The sequence below is a fragment of the Vibrio sp. 704 genome, from assembly GCF_033339295.1.
Genome location: NZ_JAWOUH010000001.1, coordinates 643617 through 661079 on the forward strand (window position 1 = coordinate 643617; position 17463 = coordinate 661079).

A 17463-nucleotide genomic window follows, 5' to 3' on the forward strand; every position below is an offset into this window, starting at 1 on the left:
AAACCGATGAGGATGTAACATGAAAAAGAATACAATTATCGCAACAATCGCCGCCTTAGCTATTGCTCCTTCTATCGCGTTCGCGAAAGATAACGCTCAAAACCAATCAAACTTGCAGTTTAACGGTCCTGTCACTGTGGAAAAATTGGATGCCTTGCTAAACGACTCCAATATGTTTACTGAAAAAGATGTGGTCGTTGAAGGTAACTTATTGCGTCAAGTTCGCGCGGATAAGTTTGTCTTTAGCGATGGTTCCGGTGAAGTGATGGTCGAACTCGATGACGATATTCAGCTAAATACTCCGATTGATCACACGACTAAAGTCCGTCTGTTTGGCGAATTTGAAGGCGGGAACAAACCAGAGATTGAAGTCGAACAACTCGTGGTCATGTAAAACAAACCCCGATTGTTGTGCATATCAACATGATGTAGTGACGATTACAGCTAAATAGTGACGGCAAGCACTTAAAATGATAGCTTTATCAATCTTGGTCTGCTTTTTGCAGACCATTTTTTTGTTCATTTTAATCATCTTGCCCGGAGACACCATGCTAGGTAAAGCTCTAAAGGTTGCAGCCTTTGGTTTGTGTGCTATTTTGCCACTTTCCGCACACGCAAATAATTTCAACTACAACACGATGGAATTTCGCATGGGCACTAGCCCTGGTACATTTGGTGGCGAGTTCAATACCTACTTTACAGAGAATACCCATTTCATTGCTCGCGCAGACAGTGAATTCAGCGGAGACTGGGACATTGCTGGTGGTATAGGCTTTAATGGGCCAGCAGGCCAATTTGCAGATATTTATGGCCAAATGTTGGTACACAACATTAAAGAGAACGGCAGTGATAAAGTGGGCGACGAGTGGCGCACGGAAGTGAATATTGGCACTCGTATTTGGTTTATGCAAAATGTTGAGCTACATGGCCGTATCGGCCAAATCATAGATAATGACGATTCGAACACCATTTACAATCTGGGCGCACGATTCCACTCAACTCAGCAACTATCGCTTGGTGCAGATTTCAAAAATAATGGTGTCTATGGCCAGCAAATTGTAATGTCTGCTCGTTTTGCATTTTAGTGGACATGACTATGACTACCAGGGCATCACAAGCAAGCATATGATTCAATAAAAATGGCCTCCAATTTTGGAGGCCATTTTTTGTTAATCACGAATTATTAGCTTGTAGCAGAAACTAGCTGTAATACATCAGTTTTTAGCGGTTTTTTTAGGTTTATCTTGCACATATTTTTTCGATACATCTACAACGGCGATATCTCTAAAAAAGCTTCGACCAAGCAAAATTGGAAACGTCATATGTCCGCGATCCGCTAACGTAAACTCTGTCTTTTCTTTGTGATCCCCAACGGTAATGTAGGCTTTTACCACCGCTCGTTTATCCACCTCTTCTGACGAAGACTGCTTAACTTTAGCCCAGCGCTCAACGGGTACTTTAAATTCTTTGGTGTCTTTGTCACCTAAATCTATCTTAAATTTAACCCAGTCTTTACCATCACGCTCAAACGGAACAATGTCAGTCGCACTAATTGATGATGTTGTCGCACCTGTATCGACTCTAGCCTTGAAAGTCTGGTCAATTTCAGGAACATAAACCCATTCTTCAGAACCAAGAATTAACATGCCATCGGGTGTTTTTGTGACCTTGACTGGCTTCTTAGGCTTTGGTTCCGGCTTTTTCTCAGGTTTCGCTTCTGGTTTGGGCTCCACCTCTGGCTTTGGATCTACATCAGGTTTCACTTCTGGCTCGACTTTAACGGGCTCTTCGACCTTTGGCGACTCTGGCTCAACAGGTTCCTGCGTCGTTTGAGTTGACGTACAAGCAATTAAACTGCCGCTCATCATAAGCGGCAGAATCAGTTTCCAGTTTTTCATCCACACTCCAATTAAGCTTGAGATACTTTCTTAATTGCGTCCGCTACGTATGGAATATGAGTTTCGGTAAGTCCGGCAATGTTAATTCGACCATCGCCAACACCATAAATGCCATAATCTTCACGCAGTTGCGCCATTTGGTTTCCACTAAAGCCTAGCACAGTAAACATGCCTTTGTGGCTCTCAATGAAATCAAATTGATCTGTATTATGGTTGTTTCTCAATTCGTTACACAAAGTTTGACGAAGGTTCAGCAAGCGTTGCTGCATTTCGTTCAATTCTTGTTTCCAAACGGAAGTAAGATTTGCATCTTGAAGAATGGTTTTCACTAATGCTGCACCGTGATCTGGCGGCATAGTGTATGTTGAACGCGCTAACGTAAGCAGTTTGCCTTTCGCATTCGCCACATCTTTTGCATTTTTACCGATTACAATCGCTGCACCAGTACGCTCACGGTACAGACCAAAGTTCTTCGAACATGAAGTCGTGATCAGCATTTCTTCAACGTTGTCAGCCATAAAACGAAGACCTTTTGCATCTTCTTCTAGACCGTCACCAAAACCTTGGTAAGCAATATCTACAAACGGAGTAAATCCGTTCTTTTGCGAAAGCTCGGTAATGGCTTGCCACGCTGAGAAGTCGATGTCTGCACCCGTTGGGTTGTGGCAGCAACCATGCAGAAGAACCACGTCAGAAGGACCGGCTTTAGAAAGGTCTTCTAGCATTTTTGCAGTATCAACTTGCTTGGTTTCTGGAGAGAAGTAATGGTAGAACTTTACTTTAAGCCCAGCCGCTTCCATCACTGGCTTGTGGTTTACGTAGCTTGGGTTTGAAATCCAAACCGTTGTATCTGGTTGTGCAACCTTCATTAGGTCACCCAGCATACGCAACGCACCACTCGCACCAGGCGTTTGAATCGCAGCCACGCGATCTGTTGCTGACGTGCCAGTCAGAAGCAAATCGATCATGCTTTGGTTGAATTCTTCACAGCCAGCAAGGCCAACGTAAGACTTGGTCTTCTGGTTTTCGACAACCACTTCTTGAGCCATTTGAATGGCTTTCATGATTGGCGTTTCACCAGCGCTGTTTTTGTATACGCCAATACCAAGGTCAACCTTGTTTGGACGTTCATCGCCGCGGTATGCGACGGAAAGAGACAAAATGGGATCTAATACGGGAGTTGGTAGATTAGAAAACATGAAAGTCATAACCCTTTGAAATTCAAGTACCGAACCTCACGTTAACACCATCGCAAAAAATGACGAAATGATTTTTCACTTATTTCATCAATTAGAGAACAAAATTCTGGATTGCGGTGAGTTTTGTGCGCTCTATCGTTCAGAAAAAGAACGATTCACTCCTCGTTGTACCAATCCACTCTACCGTTTTTTCTAAACTCTCTTGGTGTCATGGTCGACCACGCTTTAAAACGTGTACTAAAGTTAGCGCTGGTCGGATATCCGACTATTTCTCCAATATGCTGAATTGGCCATTCTGTTGAACGAAGTAACCTAGCAGCATATTCCATGCGCATACGCGTTAAATGTGCCATTGGGCTTCGACCAAACTGCTTTTGAGTCAGTCGATGCAAATGAGGCTCCGAACATGGATATAGAGCCGCCACCTGCTCAACGCTCCAATCCTTATGGAGCTGACGTTGGACAAGGTCAAATACACGCCGAAGCCTCAATTGGCTGCGTGATATCGACTCTGAGGGCGGCATGTTTAACATCAGCTCTAACTGAGCCACACTATGCTCACCTACCGCACCACCATAATCGATTGGAAGGTTAATGCTGCGTAGTAACGTTTGGATACATGCATACATCACTTCAGGTGTAGATGAAAGCTGGTAGCGAACATCGCATTCTAATATCGGCCACTCTCTATCAGGAGCAAGAAAAAGCCACGCGATCTGCCAAGGTTCTTCTTCTATACCAAAACCGTTTTCAACACCTGCGGGTACTGTAATCAACGAGCCCGGTTCCAAATCGTATCGATAAGTCCCACTCTCTAGCCACCCTTTACCACGCACCGTATAGAGCAGCATGTGTTTCTTTTGGTTTTTACGATAAACAGTGAAGAAGTCACGACAAGTGGCAATGCCGCACTGCACAATGCCTCTCTCCTCAAGTGCTAATACTCGACTGTGATCAATAAACTCTTGATAAGTTTTTTCTGAAATCGCGTAGCGTTCTTGTTTATCTTCCATGATTTATTGGCTCACATGTGCGTTAGTAGAGAGTTTTACAAAGGTTTTGGATTCCTTTGAAAAATACAGCGCCAAATCATGAGGATAAACTACTCGCATTAATCTTTAAGGAGAAATGCGATGCTCTTAACACGCGAATACATCGATAAAGCATTTTGGCAAAAGCTGATTACGATTGGCCTACCTGTTTCACTTCAGTCCATGCTTTTTGCTTTGCTCGGCGTCGTGGATATTTTCATGGTAAGCCTACTCGGAGAATCTGCAACGGCAGCAGTTGGAGTTGGAAATCGTATCTTTTTCTTCAACCTAGCGGTTGTCTTTGGCCTGTGCGGTGCAGTTACCGTACTTGCTTCTCAATACTACGGCTCAGGAAACCTAGCCGGAATTCGCAGAACGTTGGCGCAATCTTGGTTTATTTCCATTTTGGTGACGCTGCCGTTTATCGTTCTTTATGCGATTTTTGATGAAGAGATCGTCTCTTTTATGTCAGACGATCCTGAATACGTCACTTATGCACGTGATTATCTTGTGGTTACGGGCTTTAGCCTCATTGCTACGGCGATAGTAGTACCGATTGAAGCGGTATTGCGCTCCGTGGGCCAAACCAAACTGGCAACCAACGTTAGTATCTCCGCCATTGTCGTTAACGTCGCGCTTAATTATGTTTTGATTTTTGGTTTATTTGGTTTCCCTCAATGGGGCGTATTTGGTGCAGCCGTAGGTAGTTTTGTTTCTCGATTTTTCCAAACCGCCGTCTTGATTTATTTTTTCTACAAACGATATGCTTACCTAATTCCGACTAAGTTCGATTGGGTACAAGGCCGCTTAAAACAGTATCGAAAAAAGTACTTTAAGGTTTCTTTACCCATGTTGGTCCACGATGCACTTTGGACTGGTGGATTGATCGTTTACAGCATCATCTATGGTCAATTGGGCGTTTCAGAACTGGCGATCATCTCATTCTTATCACCGATTGAAGGGGTACTGATTTCAACCTTTATGGGATTTGCGGTCGCTGCATCCGTTCTTCTTGGGAATGATATTGGTGCAAAACATTATGACCGAGTCGAGAAAACGGCGTGGTGGTATGTGTTAACCAGCGCAATCTTAGCCACCTTGCTGTTTTTCCTAGTGTGGTTGAGCTCGCCCATGATTCATCACCTATTGGTACTGAGCCCGTTAACCGATGCAGACATGGCACTTAACGTATGTTTAGTCATGGCGCTAGGTATGATTTTGAGGGTGTTTAACATGGTTGGGATTGGCGGCGTACTAAAGAGTGGCGCTGATATTCGCTATAGCATTTTCATCGACACGTTCGGTCAGTGGGCTATTGGCATCCCCCTTACTTATTACACAGGCATGGTGTTAGGGCTGCCTTTGCATTTTGTCTTGATGTCTCTGCTCGCGGAAGAGTTAGTGAAAGGCGTACTGACGACTTACCGTATTCAATCTAAACGTTGGATAAATAATATGGTTGAAGATGACCAATCGGTGACAGCGTAACCAAAAAGACATTAACGAACTCACACCAAAAGGGCTCACCCGTTCTGCACGCGTGAGCTCTTTTTATGTGCGGAGAATGCTTGATTAGATGTCCGTAAAGCGATGAATGATTTGGTTTGAACTGCCACGCCATTCGAGATTGAGGTCTTTCTTGTCTTGTTCAAACTTACCATCAATCAAAACATCGATGTATTGCACCACTTCCCTTTGCGCGTCATTCAGTTCCGTCAGCGTGTAGCCAGTCCAAACCCAAATGTCTTTACCTGGGCACTCCTCTCTCACCCTTTTCACTATCTTCAAAATATGAGGCACATTAGCAGGGTGAAGCGGATCTCCACCCGACAACGACAAGCCACGGCGTTTGATACGCGTCTCGTTTAAGTCAGCGATGATTTTGTCTTCCGCTTCTTGCGTGAAAAGTACACCAGAATCCAAACGTTGCGTCGACTGGTTATAACAGCCACGGCACTGATGCACACAACCCGACACAAACAGCGTGCAGCGCGTACCCGGTCCGTTAACAACGTCAATTGGATAGTATTGGTGGTAATTCATAATGCGTCTCTGTGTTATCGAGAAAGAGAAAATCAACCTGTTTAAAGTTGATTTTCAAAGTGTAAAACGAGTGGTAGTAAACCTTACAGGTGTTTAACTCGGCGCTTCACTTCTTCTTGCTTACCGAAGTTAAACGGGCGTGCATCTGGGCTGCCTAGATAGCCACAAACTCGACGTGTTACTGATACTTTAGTTGAGTCATGGTTACCACAGCTTGGGCAAGTGAAGCCTTTGCTTGTACAGTCAAACTCGCCGTTGTAGCCACACTCGTAACACTCATCAATTGGCGTGTTAGTTCCGTAGTAAGGCACTCGGGTGTAACTGTAGTCCCATACGTTTTCTAGTGCTTCAACGTTGCGTTGCATGTTCGGGAACTCGCCGTAACAGATAAAGCCGCCACTTGAGATTTCTGGGTAAGGCATCTCAAAGTCGATCTTGTCGTACGGGTTCACCTTCTTCTCAACATCTAGGTGGAAGCTGTTGGTGTAGTAACCTTTGTCTGTTACGCCTTCAATTACACCGAACTCTTTCGCATCGATTCGGCAGAAACGGCTACATAGGTTTTCACTTGGCGTTGCGTATAGGCTGAAACCGTAACCAGTATCTTCCGCCCAACCGTTTACTGTATCTTTCAGGTGCTTGATGATCCCTATTGCTTTCTCACGCAAAACAGCGTCATCATAAACGTGCGCTTCTGTACCGAATAGCGCGTTAATTGTCTCGTGTACACCGATGTAACCAAGGGAAATAGACGCACGACCGTTCTTGAAGATATCTGCGATTGAGTCGTCTGCTTTCAAGCGAACACCACATGCGCCCTCCATGTATAGGATTGGGGCCACACGTGCTTTCACGTTTTCAAGGCGAGAGATACGTGTCTCTAGTGCTTTACGAGCAAGACGTAGGCGGTCATTTAGAAGCTCGTAGAATTTCTCTTCGCTTCCGTTTGCACGGATAGCGATACGAGGAAGGTTCAAGCTCACGACGCCAAGGTTGTTACGACCTTCGTGAATCAGCTCACCGTTTTCTTCGTAAGTACCAAGGAAGCTACGGCAACCCATTGGCGTTTTGAATGAACCGGTTACTTCCACTACTTTGTCGTAGTTAAGAATGTCTGGGTACATACGCTTAGACGCACACTCAAGCGCAAGTTGCTTGATGTCGTAGTTTGGATCTTCTGATTTGTGGTTCAAACCATCTTTGATGCCGAATACAAGTTTAGGGAATACCGCTGTTTTACGGTTCTTGCCTAGACCTGCAATACGGTTCTTCAGAATCGATTTCTGAATAAGGCGGGATGCCCAGCTTGTACCAAGACCAAAACCGAACGTAACGAATGGGGTTTGACCGTTCGCTGTGTGCAGCGTGTTTACTTCGTATTCTAGAGATTGGAATGCGTCGTAACACTCTTTCTCAGTGCGCGCTTTTGCGAACTCTTCTGGCTCAGCAATGTTCCACTCTTTTGCGATCTCTAGGTGTTTCTCGTAGCTTGTGATTACGTACGGTTCTAGAACCTCATCAATACGGTTGATGGTTGTACCGCCGTAAATGTGGCTCGCGACTTGAGCAATGATTTGCGCTGTTACCGCTGTTGCAGTCGAAATTGATTTTGGCGTATCAATCTCAGCGTTACCCATTTTAAAACCATGCGTCAGCATGCCTTTAAGATCGATAAGCATACAGTTAAACATTGGGAAGAACGGTGCGTAGTCTAAATCGTGGTAGTGAATGTCACCCTCTTCATGCGCTTGAACCACATCGCGAGGAAGAATGTGCGTCTTCGCGTAGTGTTTCGCTACGATACCAGCCAACAAGTCACGTTGAGTCGGAATTACTTTGCCGTCTTTGTTCGCGTTCTCGTTGATTAGATCCAGATTACTTTCTTCAATCAAACCTTCGATTTCGCGAGTTAGTGCACTTTGCTTCTCACGAGCGATGTCGCGATCGTGGCGATATTCAATGTAAGAACGCGCTAGGGCTTTGTAAGGACCTTGCATGAGTTCATTTTCGACTAAGTCTTGAATCTCATGGATGTGAACTTCATCGTGTTCTCTTAACTGTAACTCGACAGCAAGAGCCACATTAAGAGCATAAATAGCGACATCCTTATCTTTGTTTTCCGCTGCTGCTTCAACTGCTGCTTGGATACGATCCCTGTTGAACGGAGCTCTTGATCCGTCGCGTTTGATTACGATTGGTTTCACTTTGTTCTCCTTACCCGAGCATACTCACAGAGTTATCCACAAACACACTATATGGGCTTATTTTTTATTCTGGCAACACAATATATTGTGGCGTATTTAACGAGAAGCACCACTCGAAAACATTGATTTTGATCAATAAAGATTGGCTAGCGAACAAGAAGAAATCGATCTTATTGGCGTTGATCTCAGTTGCGAAGAAAACCATGAAAATTGCAAAATTGGTACTAAATCTACTTGCTATTTTTGGAGGTCTTGTAGGATAAAGGATGGAAAGGAATACGCTAAAAGATAGGAGTGCAACAGGCCAAAATGCGATCACTTTTTGTTACGTTAATATTACTTTTTAGTTCTCTTTCATTTGCTCAAAACTCCATCAATCTAACCAGTTGGAACATAGAATGGTTATCTATAGATGGTGGAAAAGTGTCGAGAACACCACAAGATTTTGAAAAACTGACCCACTATGTGGATAAAACACAAGCCGACATTCTTGCTTTTCAAGAAGTCGAAAGTGCTGCTGCCATCCAAAAAGCCGTTGGCAATGACTTCACTATTTATCTTTCCGATCGTTCAAACGCCTCCAACCGACACCTTCAGTTTAACGACACCAACCAATACACAGGCTTTGCCGTGCGCAATGTCGTAAGCGTATTAGACAAGCCAGACTTCTCTATCACACGAGGCAACAGCAAGCTGCGCTTCGCGAGCTACCTTGTTTTAAATCCAAACCAAGAAAACGAGACTCACCTACTCTCTGTACATCTGAAAGCGGGTTGCAGTGGCGCGTATCGTAATAACCGCGATTGTAAGATAGTGAAACAACAAGGACAGGCACTAGTTAAGTGGATAAAGGCGCGCGAGGACAACAAACAACATTATGTCGTGCTTGGCGACTTTAACCACAACTTGGGTTATCAAGGAGATTGGTTGTGGGACGTGATATCGGACAATACTAGTGCAAAGCTAGTGACTAAAGACACTAAAGCGGAATGTAAAGTGCGCTCTAATCGTAATCCGAATAAAACCCACCAATTCCGCTCTGTGATAGACCACATCATTGCGAGTGGTGATTTAAAGGCGTCGTCTGGTGTTCAAACCGTTTTCAAAACACAAGATGTACTCGACTATAAACTGAGTGACCATTGTCCGGTTTCTACGACACTCACTTTTTAGCGTTTAAGTACTCTTTTTAACGTTGAAGTACTTTCTTTATTGACGAACCACTCTTTTAGCGGTGAATGACCCAACCAACATTGCCGCTATAAAGAGCAGAACTTGTGTGTTGCCAGTAAAAAGGCTGGCAACCGCAGGACCAGGACACACACCCAGTAAGCCCCAACCAATACCAAACAGTGCTGCACCACCGACTAACTTTTTGTCTATCGTTTTAGAAGTCGGACAGACAACCTCATCACCAAACACAGATTCGCTTCTTGGCTTTATTAATAAAAGATAAGCAGGAACGAACACAACAAGTGCTCCGCCCATAACGAAGGCTAAGCTTGGGTCCCATGAACCGGTAATATCAAGAAAGCCGATCACTTTTGCCGGATCTGCCATACCAGAGACCACCATACCAATACCAAAGAGCACACCAGAAAATGCAACAACGGACATTTGCTTAATACTTTTCATTACATGAGTTTTCATAACGGCACTATTCCTCACGATACTAGCAAGACGGTTAACATGGCTGTGGCCATAAAAGTACACGTCGCGACCACAGAACGGATTGAGAAACGCCCTATTCCACAAATGCCATGGCCACTAGTACAACCATTGCCGATACGCGTACCAACACCGACTAACAAGCCAGCAACGATAACTAAAATAAGAGAACCGCTGTACTGATCTGGTACATGCCCGCCAAGAACATAAACAGCAAACACGCCACCTAATACCATCGCAATTAAAAAAACAATGCGCCAAGCGCGATCTGTATTCTCAATCGCGCCATTTAAGATCCCGCTAATTCCCGCCGTCTTACCAGTGAAAAGCATCAATATCACCGCTGTTGCGCCAACCATGACGCCGCCCAAAAGCGACATCCAAGGAACTTCAAACATAGCAACCGCCAAACTAATTACTTACAGAAAACTTGCTTAAATGCCTCAACCAGCGGACCAACTCTTTCATCAGAAATTGAATAAAATACCTGCTGAGAAACTTTTCTAGCTTTAATAATGTCGTGCTTTCTCAATACGGTGAGATGTTGTGAAAAAGCAGATTGGCTTAATGATGAACCTTCAAACAGTTCACCGACCCCTTTCTCGCCTTCAATCAGCTTACACATCACGATTAGGCGCTCTGGATGAGCCATAATTTTAAGCAGCTCACTCGCTTCGGTCGCACTTTGTAGCATACTGTCGCCCATTCTTATGCCTCTTCATTACTACATTACATTTTATTAGATATTACTAATTAATATTATTAAGTCAATGCTAATGTAGATTAAATAACATTAGACTCAGCTAATTTATTTAAGTAAGGTGTAGGCGTTTTCGATCATTCAGCAGGAGAAATCCATGAGCAAAATCGTGATTATTGGTGGGGTTGCTGGCGGTGCATCTGCAGCAGCTCGCGCTCGTCGTCTTAGTGAAGACGCAGAAATCATTATGTTTGAACGCGGCCCATTTGTGTCATTAGTCAACTATATGATAGACGACATTAAAAATAGTTTAGCACTGCTCTTAATATAATCTTAAAAACAAACAAAAATTTACTTGTTTTCGAGTGTATTATTGTTTGTTTTTTACTCGCTAAGTTGGAGTGTCTATATGACCAAAATTCTCATTGTCGGTGGTGTGGCTGGCGGTGCATCAGCAGCAGCCCGCGCTCGTCGTTTAAGTGAAGATGCAGAAATTATTATGTTCGAACGAGGTAATTTCGTGTCTTTTGCTAACTGTGGCCTTCCCTATCACATCGGTGGCGACATCAAAGATCGCAGTAAATTATTGCTACAAACACCAGAAAGCTTTTTAGCACGCTTCAACGTTGATGTTCGTGTAATGAATGAAGTGGTATCGATAAACCGTCAAGACAAAACAGTGACAGTAAAAAATCTTCTTGATGGCTCAGAATACGAAGAGACATACGACTTCCTATTACTTAGCCCAGGTGCAGGCCCTATCGTTCCACCAATCCCTGGTCTGGATAACCCGTTGACTCATTCACTTCGTAATATCCCTGATATGGATCGCATCATTAAAACGATCCAGATGAACAAGCCAGAGCACGCCACGGTTGTAGGCGGCGGTTTCATTGGTTTAGAAGTAATGGAAGCCTTCCACCAACTGGGTATTAAAACCACTTTGCTTGAAATGGCAGAGCAAGTCATGACACCTGTTGACCGTGAAATGGCAGGTTTTGCTCACGCAGAAATCCGTGAAAAAGGGATCGACCTTAAATTGGGCGTTGCTCTTGAGTCTGTACAATTTATTCCAAATGAACATGTGGCTAGCGTGGATGCTGGTGAGAGTGAGAAACATCAACACTTAGAAGGTGAATTGGTTCTTACGCTTAATAACGGTGAAAAACTAACCACCGACATCCTGGTTATGGCTATTGGTGTTCGTCCAGAAACTAAATTAGCAAAAGAAGCGGGATTAGAAATTGGGACGCTTGGTGGTATCTACACTAATGAATACATGCAAACCAGCGATCCTTCAATTTACGCTGTTGGTGATGCAGTTGAAGAAAAAGATTTTGTCACTGGCGAGCAGACACTTGTTCCTTTAGCGGGTCCAGCCAACCGTCAAGGTCGTATGGCAGCCGACAACATGCTAGGTCGTAGCGAGACTTATCAAGGTACACAAGGTACGGCAATTTGTAAGATCTTTGACCTTGCTGTGGCTTCAACGGGTAAAAATGAAAAACAGCTAAAACGAGCAGGTATGGAATACGAAAAAGTCTATGTCCACACCGCAAGCCATGCAAGCTACTATCCTGGCGCTGAAGTCGTTTCATTCAAGATGTTGTTCGATCCAAAGGCTGGTAAGATCTTAGGCGCACAAGCGGTTGGTAAAGATGGCATTGATAAGCGAATTGACATAATGGCTGTTGCACAACGAGCTGGCATGACGGTCGAACAACTGCAACATCTGGAGTTGACTTACGCGCCTCCTTACGGAAGTGCAAAAGATGTGATCAACCAAGCTGCGTTTGTCGCAAACAACATCATCAAAGGTGACGCGACTGCGATTCATTATGATGAAATCGATAAATTGTCTGAAAACCAGGTCCTTCTTGATGTACGTAATCCAGGTGAACTTGAGTCGGTAGGATATCTTGAAGGTGCAATCAACATTCCTGTTGACCAATTACGTCATCGTATGAACGAGCTACCAAAAGACAAAGAGATTGTGATTTACTGTCAAGTTGGGTTACGTGGTAACGTTGCCTATCGTCAGTTAGTTAACAATGGTTACAAAGCTCGTAATCTAATAGGCGGTTATCGAACCTATCTTCATTCAAAAATGTAATTACTATTAACAAAATTGACAGCCAGCACTTTGATCGCTGGCTGTTGTATACCTTAATAGTCTGTCCACTGTGCTGTAAAATCGGCACTAGCAATTTTGTCAACTAATTGTAAGATTTGGGTACACCTCTCCACCTTCAATTTTCTTCAGAAAAAACAGATGACCAGGTTACTAAGAACCTATCCATAAAGGGATTTATTCCAAACAATGAGGCCACAAGCAAAATGCAGCATGGCATCGTAGTTTTCTATTTTCTTCTCCCAACGAACAAGTAATCTACGATAGCGGTTTAACCAGCTATGGGTTCGCTCCACAATCCAACGATGAGCCTTAAAATCATCAGATTGTTTTAACCTCGCAGCCTCTTATACTCGGATTGAACATGAGGGATGTAGTTCAAAGTAACCAGTTCACATGTAACCACTGGCCTGTATAACCTTTGTCTAGATACAGTGGCATTTGTAAAGGTGGTCAATAACACTCTAATGCTTCTAAAGTTTGAAGTACCAATTTGATATCGTGAACGTTGGCACCATCGCTGACTACGGTAAGTGGCAATCCATTCGCATCCGTCAACAAACTACGTTTTACTCCTTGTTTCGCTCTGTGTGTTGGGTTCTTTCCTGTTTTTTGAGCCAGCTAAGGGGGACAGCCCCATCCACTGATAGAGAACGCCAATCAACTCCACCGTAAACCAGACCGTTTTGCCAAAATCGCTCAAATACTCCCGCATCTCGCCACTCTTGAAAGCGGCGATGCGCAGAGCTAGAGGGACAAATGCATTCCACTGACAAGCAGTTCTGAGAACAAAAAATGCCGTTCATCGCATCGCGGTTATCGACTCGTCTTCGATGCGTACCTAGAGGATTGTTAGTCTTGTGGACGGGAAGTCGCGGCTCTATTTTTTCCCAGAGGGCATCGGAGATTAGGTATTGTGTTGAACTCATTTGCAGTGTTTTCAATAGGTGTTGATTTAACTCAAACAACACCTATTGAGATAGGTCCTAAGTCTTGAACAGTACTGAGCTAGCCACGACAGCAATACCTCTTTTCTACGGAATATTCCGCTTAGATAGCACAGCTTTATGCTGTGCAGGTGCAAATAAAGATTCTTCTTAATACTTACCGTCCAGCTCAACTTGATAGTCACCGATGATCTCTTCAAGTTCGTTTTTATAGGTCGCTGTTCCTTCAACTATCTTATCTTGGTAGTTCGAAATATCGTGCTCAAGCAAGTCAAGAAACTCTGTTAGCACAATATCACTGTCATTTGAGTACTGTTACTCCTTTTAGCTTTATGCTTCATATAAGCCCCCGTATATATGCTTTAGTAATAACCACACTTACCATTTTTACATTGCCATGCATCTATGGCTGAGTCATCTATATAGTACGTAACTGAACCACGTTTACACCGTCTTATTCTACTTTCCCCAGTTAGTTATTTTCTTTTTCACTTTACCCACATCAACACCGAGCGTTCTAACCATAACAAAGGAGCTGATCGCAAGGTTGGGAATTTTTTTAACTGATTTAAGCAACGCCCCTTTTGCTGACAAGTAGTTAAAAAAGCGCGATTGATTAGCTAAGATACTATTTCAGTTGAAAAGGATTCAGTTAATCGGAAAAGCACTTTCGACGTTAATTTTTTAGTGTTAGTGAAAATCAAAATCCTAATTATCCCTTGTATGTCTATAAGATAAACATTTTAAAAATTACTATTTATCCTCTTCCATATAGGTAAATTTGTAAGACTTTCCAGAGTCAATTCTCTTAGAATTAAAACCAAGCGATTGGAATATATTTTTAATTTTCCTTGTAATTTTAGCTTGTCCTATATTTTCATCTTTACGTTCAGTAATTTTGAGTTTATTTGGAAGAATATGATTGATGATGCTTCTATGGTTATATAGTTCCTTATCTATACCTATAAATGAACCATGAAAATTTTTACCTTTATACTCTTCTCTGCTAGAGATAACAATAAAGTCTTGAACTAAATCAACCTTAAGTATACTTCGAAGGAGTAAAGCTGCTTCGAGTTTAGTTTTCTCAATTGCTGAGGATAGCTGACTAATAGTTCTCCCTGTCATGATAATTTCTAACACATCTTTATCAAAGTGCGGATTTTTTTCTTACCATAAATACCACTTGGTAAATTATCAAATGAATCTTCAACAATATTGAACTTCAACTTAGCTAAGGTTAATTTAAGAGCATCATAAAAATTATCAATCAGCACTTTTTTTCTAAATTCGATACTGGACTCTATCCAATCCTCAGGAGAATTATTATATTTATTATGGTCTAACGTGATCGGTGTAGATAGACCAAAAATGCCAAATCGGATCTTCTTTGCTTTCCGTAATCGTCTGGAAGATTGTATTATTTCTTTGGGTGTCAAAACTTTATCACACAAACAATAAACGGTATCCGTGTAATTCGATTCAATACTGAAGCCTTCTTTTAAAACTGGACTGCATATAACAGTATGATACTTAAATATTTCCGTATTTGGGCTACGGATAAATTCTTCGACAGCCTCTTCATGGTGTTCTTTCAAGAATTTGCTTGCAACAATTACAAGTATTTGGTTATCCAAGGCACTTATATAATCTACATTGCCATCATCACTAATAAATCCCGATTCTTTCAAGATAACATCAACTTTATCTTTTGAAGATGAGAATACAAAACAGTTCTCATTCACATTTTGGATTTTATCAATGATAGTTTGTTTTTCATGGCTTCCATTTAAAAGAGATACCTCTATAGACCCAAAATCATGTTCTAGACAAGAATTATATGCGTTCGCGAGCAATACGTTCCTTTCAAAATTTAACAAGCTCTTGATGACATTTTTTGTTATTTTGTTAGTAATATCCGCGTCCATTAACAACAGTTTCGTATTAGGGTCATTTAATGAATATTGAAGTAATTCTCTAACTATAGATTTTTCACGGTCGTCTATATAGCTATTACTTTTTGAATATAATGCCTCAAAAACTTTTTCCACCTCATCAATAATAATTATATCTGATGATATCACAGAATCTATAATATGCGGTTTACTTAATGATTTTAATGTCGTAGCAATATGTTTACTTTCTTCAATTTCATAGAGAACTGCTTCTGATGTTATAATATGGCAAGGCTCTAATTCTACCATTAACTGACTGACTTTTTCTTGTAGCCTATGCTCATAAGACTGAATTACCGACTTCAAATTTGAAATTATCGATGTTTTTTTTCCTATGCGATGAGCATGAATAACAACGTCTAGAGCCAAATCAGTTTTACCACTACCTGTACCTGATTTTAATAGAGTAATATCAGGTATGAACTTCCACAAATCCCCTCGCCCCATACCTCGCAAACGTTTTAAATATCGGATATTCAAATCACTATTGCCATTAATTGCACCTTCAAAATAAATAAAAGAACCAGGATCAGTCACTTCTTTTGAAAAAACCAATGACTCATCAACTATATGATGAACAAAATTTTCGGCTGACTTTCTTTTAATCTCTACAACTGAGGTTAAATCTAGATCTAATGAAAATGCAATTGCACTATCTATATCTTCTTGACTAAATTGATCTTTTACAGATTTTCTAGCTTTCAACATAGCCATTGATGTGCAAAAGTTCGATGCATTATGCCTTATCAAAAATTTATATACAGATAAATAGTAATTAAAAGTTATGTCTTCAATAAGTGGGTTACTTAAAAACTCAAATATTACGTTTCCATCAAGATCATGAAAGAGCATGCTTTTTATATTGGATATATTTAATCCTTTATAAATAAAAAAATCATTAAACATTGAAAACGAGAATTTTTCATCAGAGATATAAATCGCTTTCAACCAATTTTTAACTATAAGACCTCGTTTATGATATTCTAAAACTCTTTGTATATCATTAACATGTTTAATATGTATGACTCTTCGATTATCGTACATAGCCCATTCTGGAAGCATATCTGATAATACAATGATGCACTTATTACATTTTTTATTTCCATGTAATGAGAAATACTCTTTACTGTTTGCCATTAAATTATAATCATATGAAAATTGATGTATTTACTATCAATCAAAGCGAGATACCTTATCGTGAATGACACTGTTCCGTACCTTCACCCAACTGTCCTATTAAAATAAAAATGCTTTGTAAATCTAACATATTACATGAATTCCCGCACTGATTGTCATAGTAACAAGTCTCTAATGAATGACGACTTGTGCCCCCTTAACCTTATAGTTGTACAGCAACTCCATGTTTATTGGCGCAGCTACGCTGCGAGAAACGATAGGTAGGCACTGTGTCGTATCCGTGCCCAATTGTGTTTCCTCATTTCTCCCGCTTCCTTTACGCTATGCACTTTTTACGTGAATATATAAATTTGACGATAAGTGCATAGCTTACGTCATCCCACCATTTGGTATTGCACAGCTTCGCTTTGCTGACTGACGCAGCTGCGCTGCGAGAAACGATAGGTAAGCCCTGTGTCGTGTCCGTGCCCAACTGTGTTTCCTCATTTCTCCCGCTTCCTTTACGCTATGCACTTTTTACGTGAATATATAAATTTGACGATAAGTGCAT

The 17463-nt window shown here is 41.8% G+C and carries 16 protein-coding genes and 3 pseudogenes; 6 read left to right on the forward strand and 13 right to left on the reverse strand.

What is annotated here, in order from left to right:
* Nucleotides 1-19 precede the first annotated feature (19 nt).
* Together R7R24_RS02665 and R7R24_RS02670 are read left to right on the forward strand one after the other, a co-directional pair.
* Nucleotides 20-394 carry a YgiW/YdeI family stress tolerance OB fold protein gene (locus tag R7R24_RS02665; protein WP_005376220.1) on the forward strand — a complete coding sequence of 125 codons (375 nt, stop codon included), beginning with the start codon at nucleotides 20-22 and terminating at the stop codon, nucleotides 392-394.
* A 154-nt stretch (nucleotides 395-548) separates the two neighbouring features.
* Nucleotides 549-1085 (forward strand): hypothetical protein, encoded by a 537-nt coding sequence (locus R7R24_RS02670; protein WP_017634623.1) that lies wholly within the window; start codon nucleotides 549-551, stop codon nucleotides 1083-1085.
* A 129-nt stretch (nucleotides 1086-1214) separates the two neighbouring features.
* Here the strand turns inward: R7R24_RS02670 and R7R24_RS02675 are convergent, their stop codons facing one another.
* From R7R24_RS02675 to R7R24_RS02685, 3 genes are all read right to left on the reverse strand, one after another.
* Nucleotides 1215-1898 (reverse strand): ATP-dependent zinc protease, encoded by a 684-nt coding sequence (locus R7R24_RS02675; RefSeq protein ID WP_005388032.1) that lies wholly within the window; start codon nucleotides 1896-1898, stop codon nucleotides 1215-1217.
* 11 nt (nucleotides 1899-1909) lie between these two features.
* Nucleotides 1910-3097, reverse strand: coding sequence for an amino acid aminotransferase (locus tag R7R24_RS02680; RefSeq protein ID WP_191115805.1), 1188 nt, complete (start codon nucleotides 3095-3097; stop codon nucleotides 1910-1912).
* A 155-nt stretch (nucleotides 3098-3252) separates the two neighbouring features.
* Entirely contained in the window at nucleotides 3253-4110 is an 858-nt protein-coding gene (locus tag R7R24_RS02685) for an AraC family transcriptional regulator (RefSeq protein WP_064376844.1), read from the reverse strand.
* 120 nt (nucleotides 4111-4230) lie between these two features.
* Between R7R24_RS02685 and R7R24_RS02690 the strand changes: the two genes are divergently transcribed.
* A complete protein-coding gene (locus R7R24_RS02690) occupies nucleotides 4231-5616 on the forward strand; it encodes an MATE family efflux transporter (RefSeq protein WP_005388027.1) in 1386 nt (461 codons plus the stop codon).
* Nucleotides 5617-5700: 84 nt separating this feature from the next.
* Here R7R24_RS02690 and nrdG read toward each other — a convergent pair whose 3' ends face one another.
* Together nrdG and nrdD are read right to left on the reverse strand one after the other, a co-directional pair.
* Nucleotides 5701-6171: an anaerobic ribonucleoside-triphosphate reductase-activating protein gene (gene nrdG / locus R7R24_RS02695; RefSeq protein WP_191115806.1), complete on the reverse strand. Its 471-nt coding sequence runs from the start codon at nucleotides 6169-6171 to the stop codon at nucleotides 5701-5703.
* Nucleotides 6172-6254: 83 nt separating this feature from the next.
* On the reverse strand, nucleotides 6255-8375 hold the full coding sequence (gene nrdD / locus R7R24_RS02700) for an anaerobic ribonucleoside-triphosphate reductase (protein WP_191115807.1): 2121 nt from the start codon (nucleotides 8373-8375) through the stop codon (nucleotides 6255-6257).
* 309 nt (nucleotides 8376-8684) lie between these two features.
* Between nrdD and R7R24_RS02705 the strand changes: the two genes are divergently transcribed.
* Complete coding sequence (locus R7R24_RS02705) at nucleotides 8685-9548, forward strand: endonuclease/exonuclease/phosphatase family protein (protein ID WP_191115808.1); 864 nt, start codon at nucleotides 8685-8687, stop codon at nucleotides 9546-9548.
* 36 nt (nucleotides 9549-9584) lie between these two features.
* On the opposite strand, the gene R7R24_RS02710 is transcribed toward R7R24_RS02705, so the two are convergent.
* From R7R24_RS02710 to R7R24_RS02720, 3 genes are read right to left on the reverse strand one after another with little or no spacing between them, the layout of a single operon-like run.
* Nucleotides 9585-10025, reverse strand: coding sequence for a YeeE/YedE family protein (locus R7R24_RS02710; RefSeq protein ID WP_017820171.1), 441 nt, complete (start codon nucleotides 10023-10025; stop codon nucleotides 9585-9587).
* Nucleotides 10026-10039: 14 nt separating this feature from the next.
* Entirely contained in the window at nucleotides 10040-10453 is a 414-nt protein-coding gene (locus R7R24_RS02715; protein ID WP_347402311.1) for a YeeE/YedE family protein, read from the reverse strand.
* A 5-nt stretch (nucleotides 10454-10458) separates the two neighbouring features.
* Nucleotides 10459-10749, reverse strand: a complete 291-nt coding sequence (locus tag R7R24_RS02720) for an ArsR/SmtB family transcription factor (protein ID WP_005376206.1) — start codon at nucleotides 10747-10749, stop codon at nucleotides 10459-10461.
* Between the two features lie 151 nt (nucleotides 10750-10900).
* Between R7R24_RS02720 and R7R24_RS02725 the strand changes: the two are divergent.
* Nucleotides 10901-11068: pseudogene (locus R7R24_RS02725) on the forward strand (pyridine nucleotide-disulfide oxidoreductase); the annotation flags it as partial.
* An 84-nt stretch (nucleotides 11069-11152) separates the two neighbouring features.
* The gene (locus tag R7R24_RS02730) at nucleotides 11153-12856 is read left to right on the forward strand and encodes an FAD-dependent oxidoreductase (protein WP_005376202.1); all 1704 of its coding nucleotides are present in this window, start codon (nucleotides 11153-11155) and stop codon (nucleotides 12854-12856) included.
* 179 nt (nucleotides 12857-13035) lie between these two features.
* Here R7R24_RS02730 and R7R24_RS02735 read toward each other — a convergent pair.
* The 5 genes and pseudogenes from R7R24_RS02735 to R7R24_RS02755 form a co-directional block, all read right to left on the reverse strand.
* A pseudogene (locus R7R24_RS02735) lies at nucleotides 13036-13803 on the reverse strand (IS5 family transposase).
* 168 nt (nucleotides 13804-13971) lie between these two features.
* Nucleotides 13972-14112, reverse strand: a complete 141-nt coding sequence (locus R7R24_RS02740; RefSeq protein ID WP_005376200.1) for a hypothetical protein — start codon at nucleotides 14110-14112, stop codon at nucleotides 13972-13974.
* Between the two features lie 80 nt (nucleotides 14113-14192).
* A pseudogene (locus R7R24_RS02745) lies at nucleotides 14193-14322 on the reverse strand (IS5/IS1182 family transposase); the annotation flags it as partial.
* 252 nt (nucleotides 14323-14574) lie between these two features.
* Nucleotides 14575-14964 (reverse strand): hypothetical protein, encoded by a 390-nt coding sequence (locus R7R24_RS02750; RefSeq protein WP_318119414.1) that lies wholly within the window; start codon nucleotides 14962-14964, stop codon nucleotides 14575-14577.
* Nucleotides 14958-16913: a hypothetical protein gene (locus R7R24_RS02755; protein WP_224721241.1), complete on the reverse strand. Its 1956-nt coding sequence runs from the start codon at nucleotides 16911-16913 to the stop codon at nucleotides 14958-14960. The genes R7R24_RS02750 and R7R24_RS02755 overlap by 7 nt, the downstream gene beginning before the upstream one ends.
* Nucleotides 16914-17463 lie beyond the last annotated feature (550 nt).

Coding starts and splice junctions, on each gene's coding strand:
- R7R24_RS02710 (WP_017820171.1), bottom strand. CDS start 10,025: ATGAAAACTCATGTAATGAAAAGTATTAAGCAAATGTCCGTTGTTGCA.
- R7R24_RS02665 (WP_005376220.1), top strand. CDS start 20: ATGAAAAAGAATACAATTATCGCAACAATCGCCGCCTTAGCTATTGCT.
- nrdG (WP_191115806.1), bottom strand. CDS start 6,171: ATGAATTACCACCAATACTATCCAATTGACGTTGTTAACGGACCGGGT.
- R7R24_RS02675 (WP_005388032.1), bottom strand. CDS start 1,898: ATGAAAAACTGGAAACTGATTCTGCCGCTTATGATGAGCGGCAGTTTA.
- R7R24_RS02685 (WP_064376844.1), bottom strand. CDS start 4,110: ATGGAAGATAAACAAGAACGCTACGCGATTTCAGAAAAAACTTATCAA.
- R7R24_RS02680 (WP_191115805.1), bottom strand. CDS start 3,097: ATGTTTTCTAATCTACCAACTCCCGTATTAGATCCCATTTTGTCTCTT.
- R7R24_RS02705 (WP_191115808.1), top strand. CDS start 8,685: ATGCGATCACTTTTTGTTACGTTAATATTACTTTTTAGTTCTCTTTCA.
- R7R24_RS02720 (WP_005376206.1), bottom strand. CDS start 10,749: ATGGGCGACAGTATGCTACAAAGTGCGACCGAAGCGAGTGAGCTGCTT.
- R7R24_RS02670 (WP_017634623.1), top strand. CDS start 549: ATGCTAGGTAAAGCTCTAAAGGTTGCAGCCTTTGGTTTGTGTGCTATT.
- R7R24_RS02690 (WP_005388027.1), top strand. CDS start 4,231: ATGCTCTTAACACGCGAATACATCGATAAAGCATTTTGGCAAAAGCTG.
- R7R24_RS02730 (WP_005376202.1), top strand. CDS start 11,153: ATGACCAAAATTCTCATTGTCGGTGGTGTGGCTGGCGGTGCATCAGCA.
- R7R24_RS02755 (WP_224721241.1), bottom strand. CDS start 16,913: ATGGCAAACAGTAAAGAGTATTTCTCATTACATGGAAATAAAAAATGT.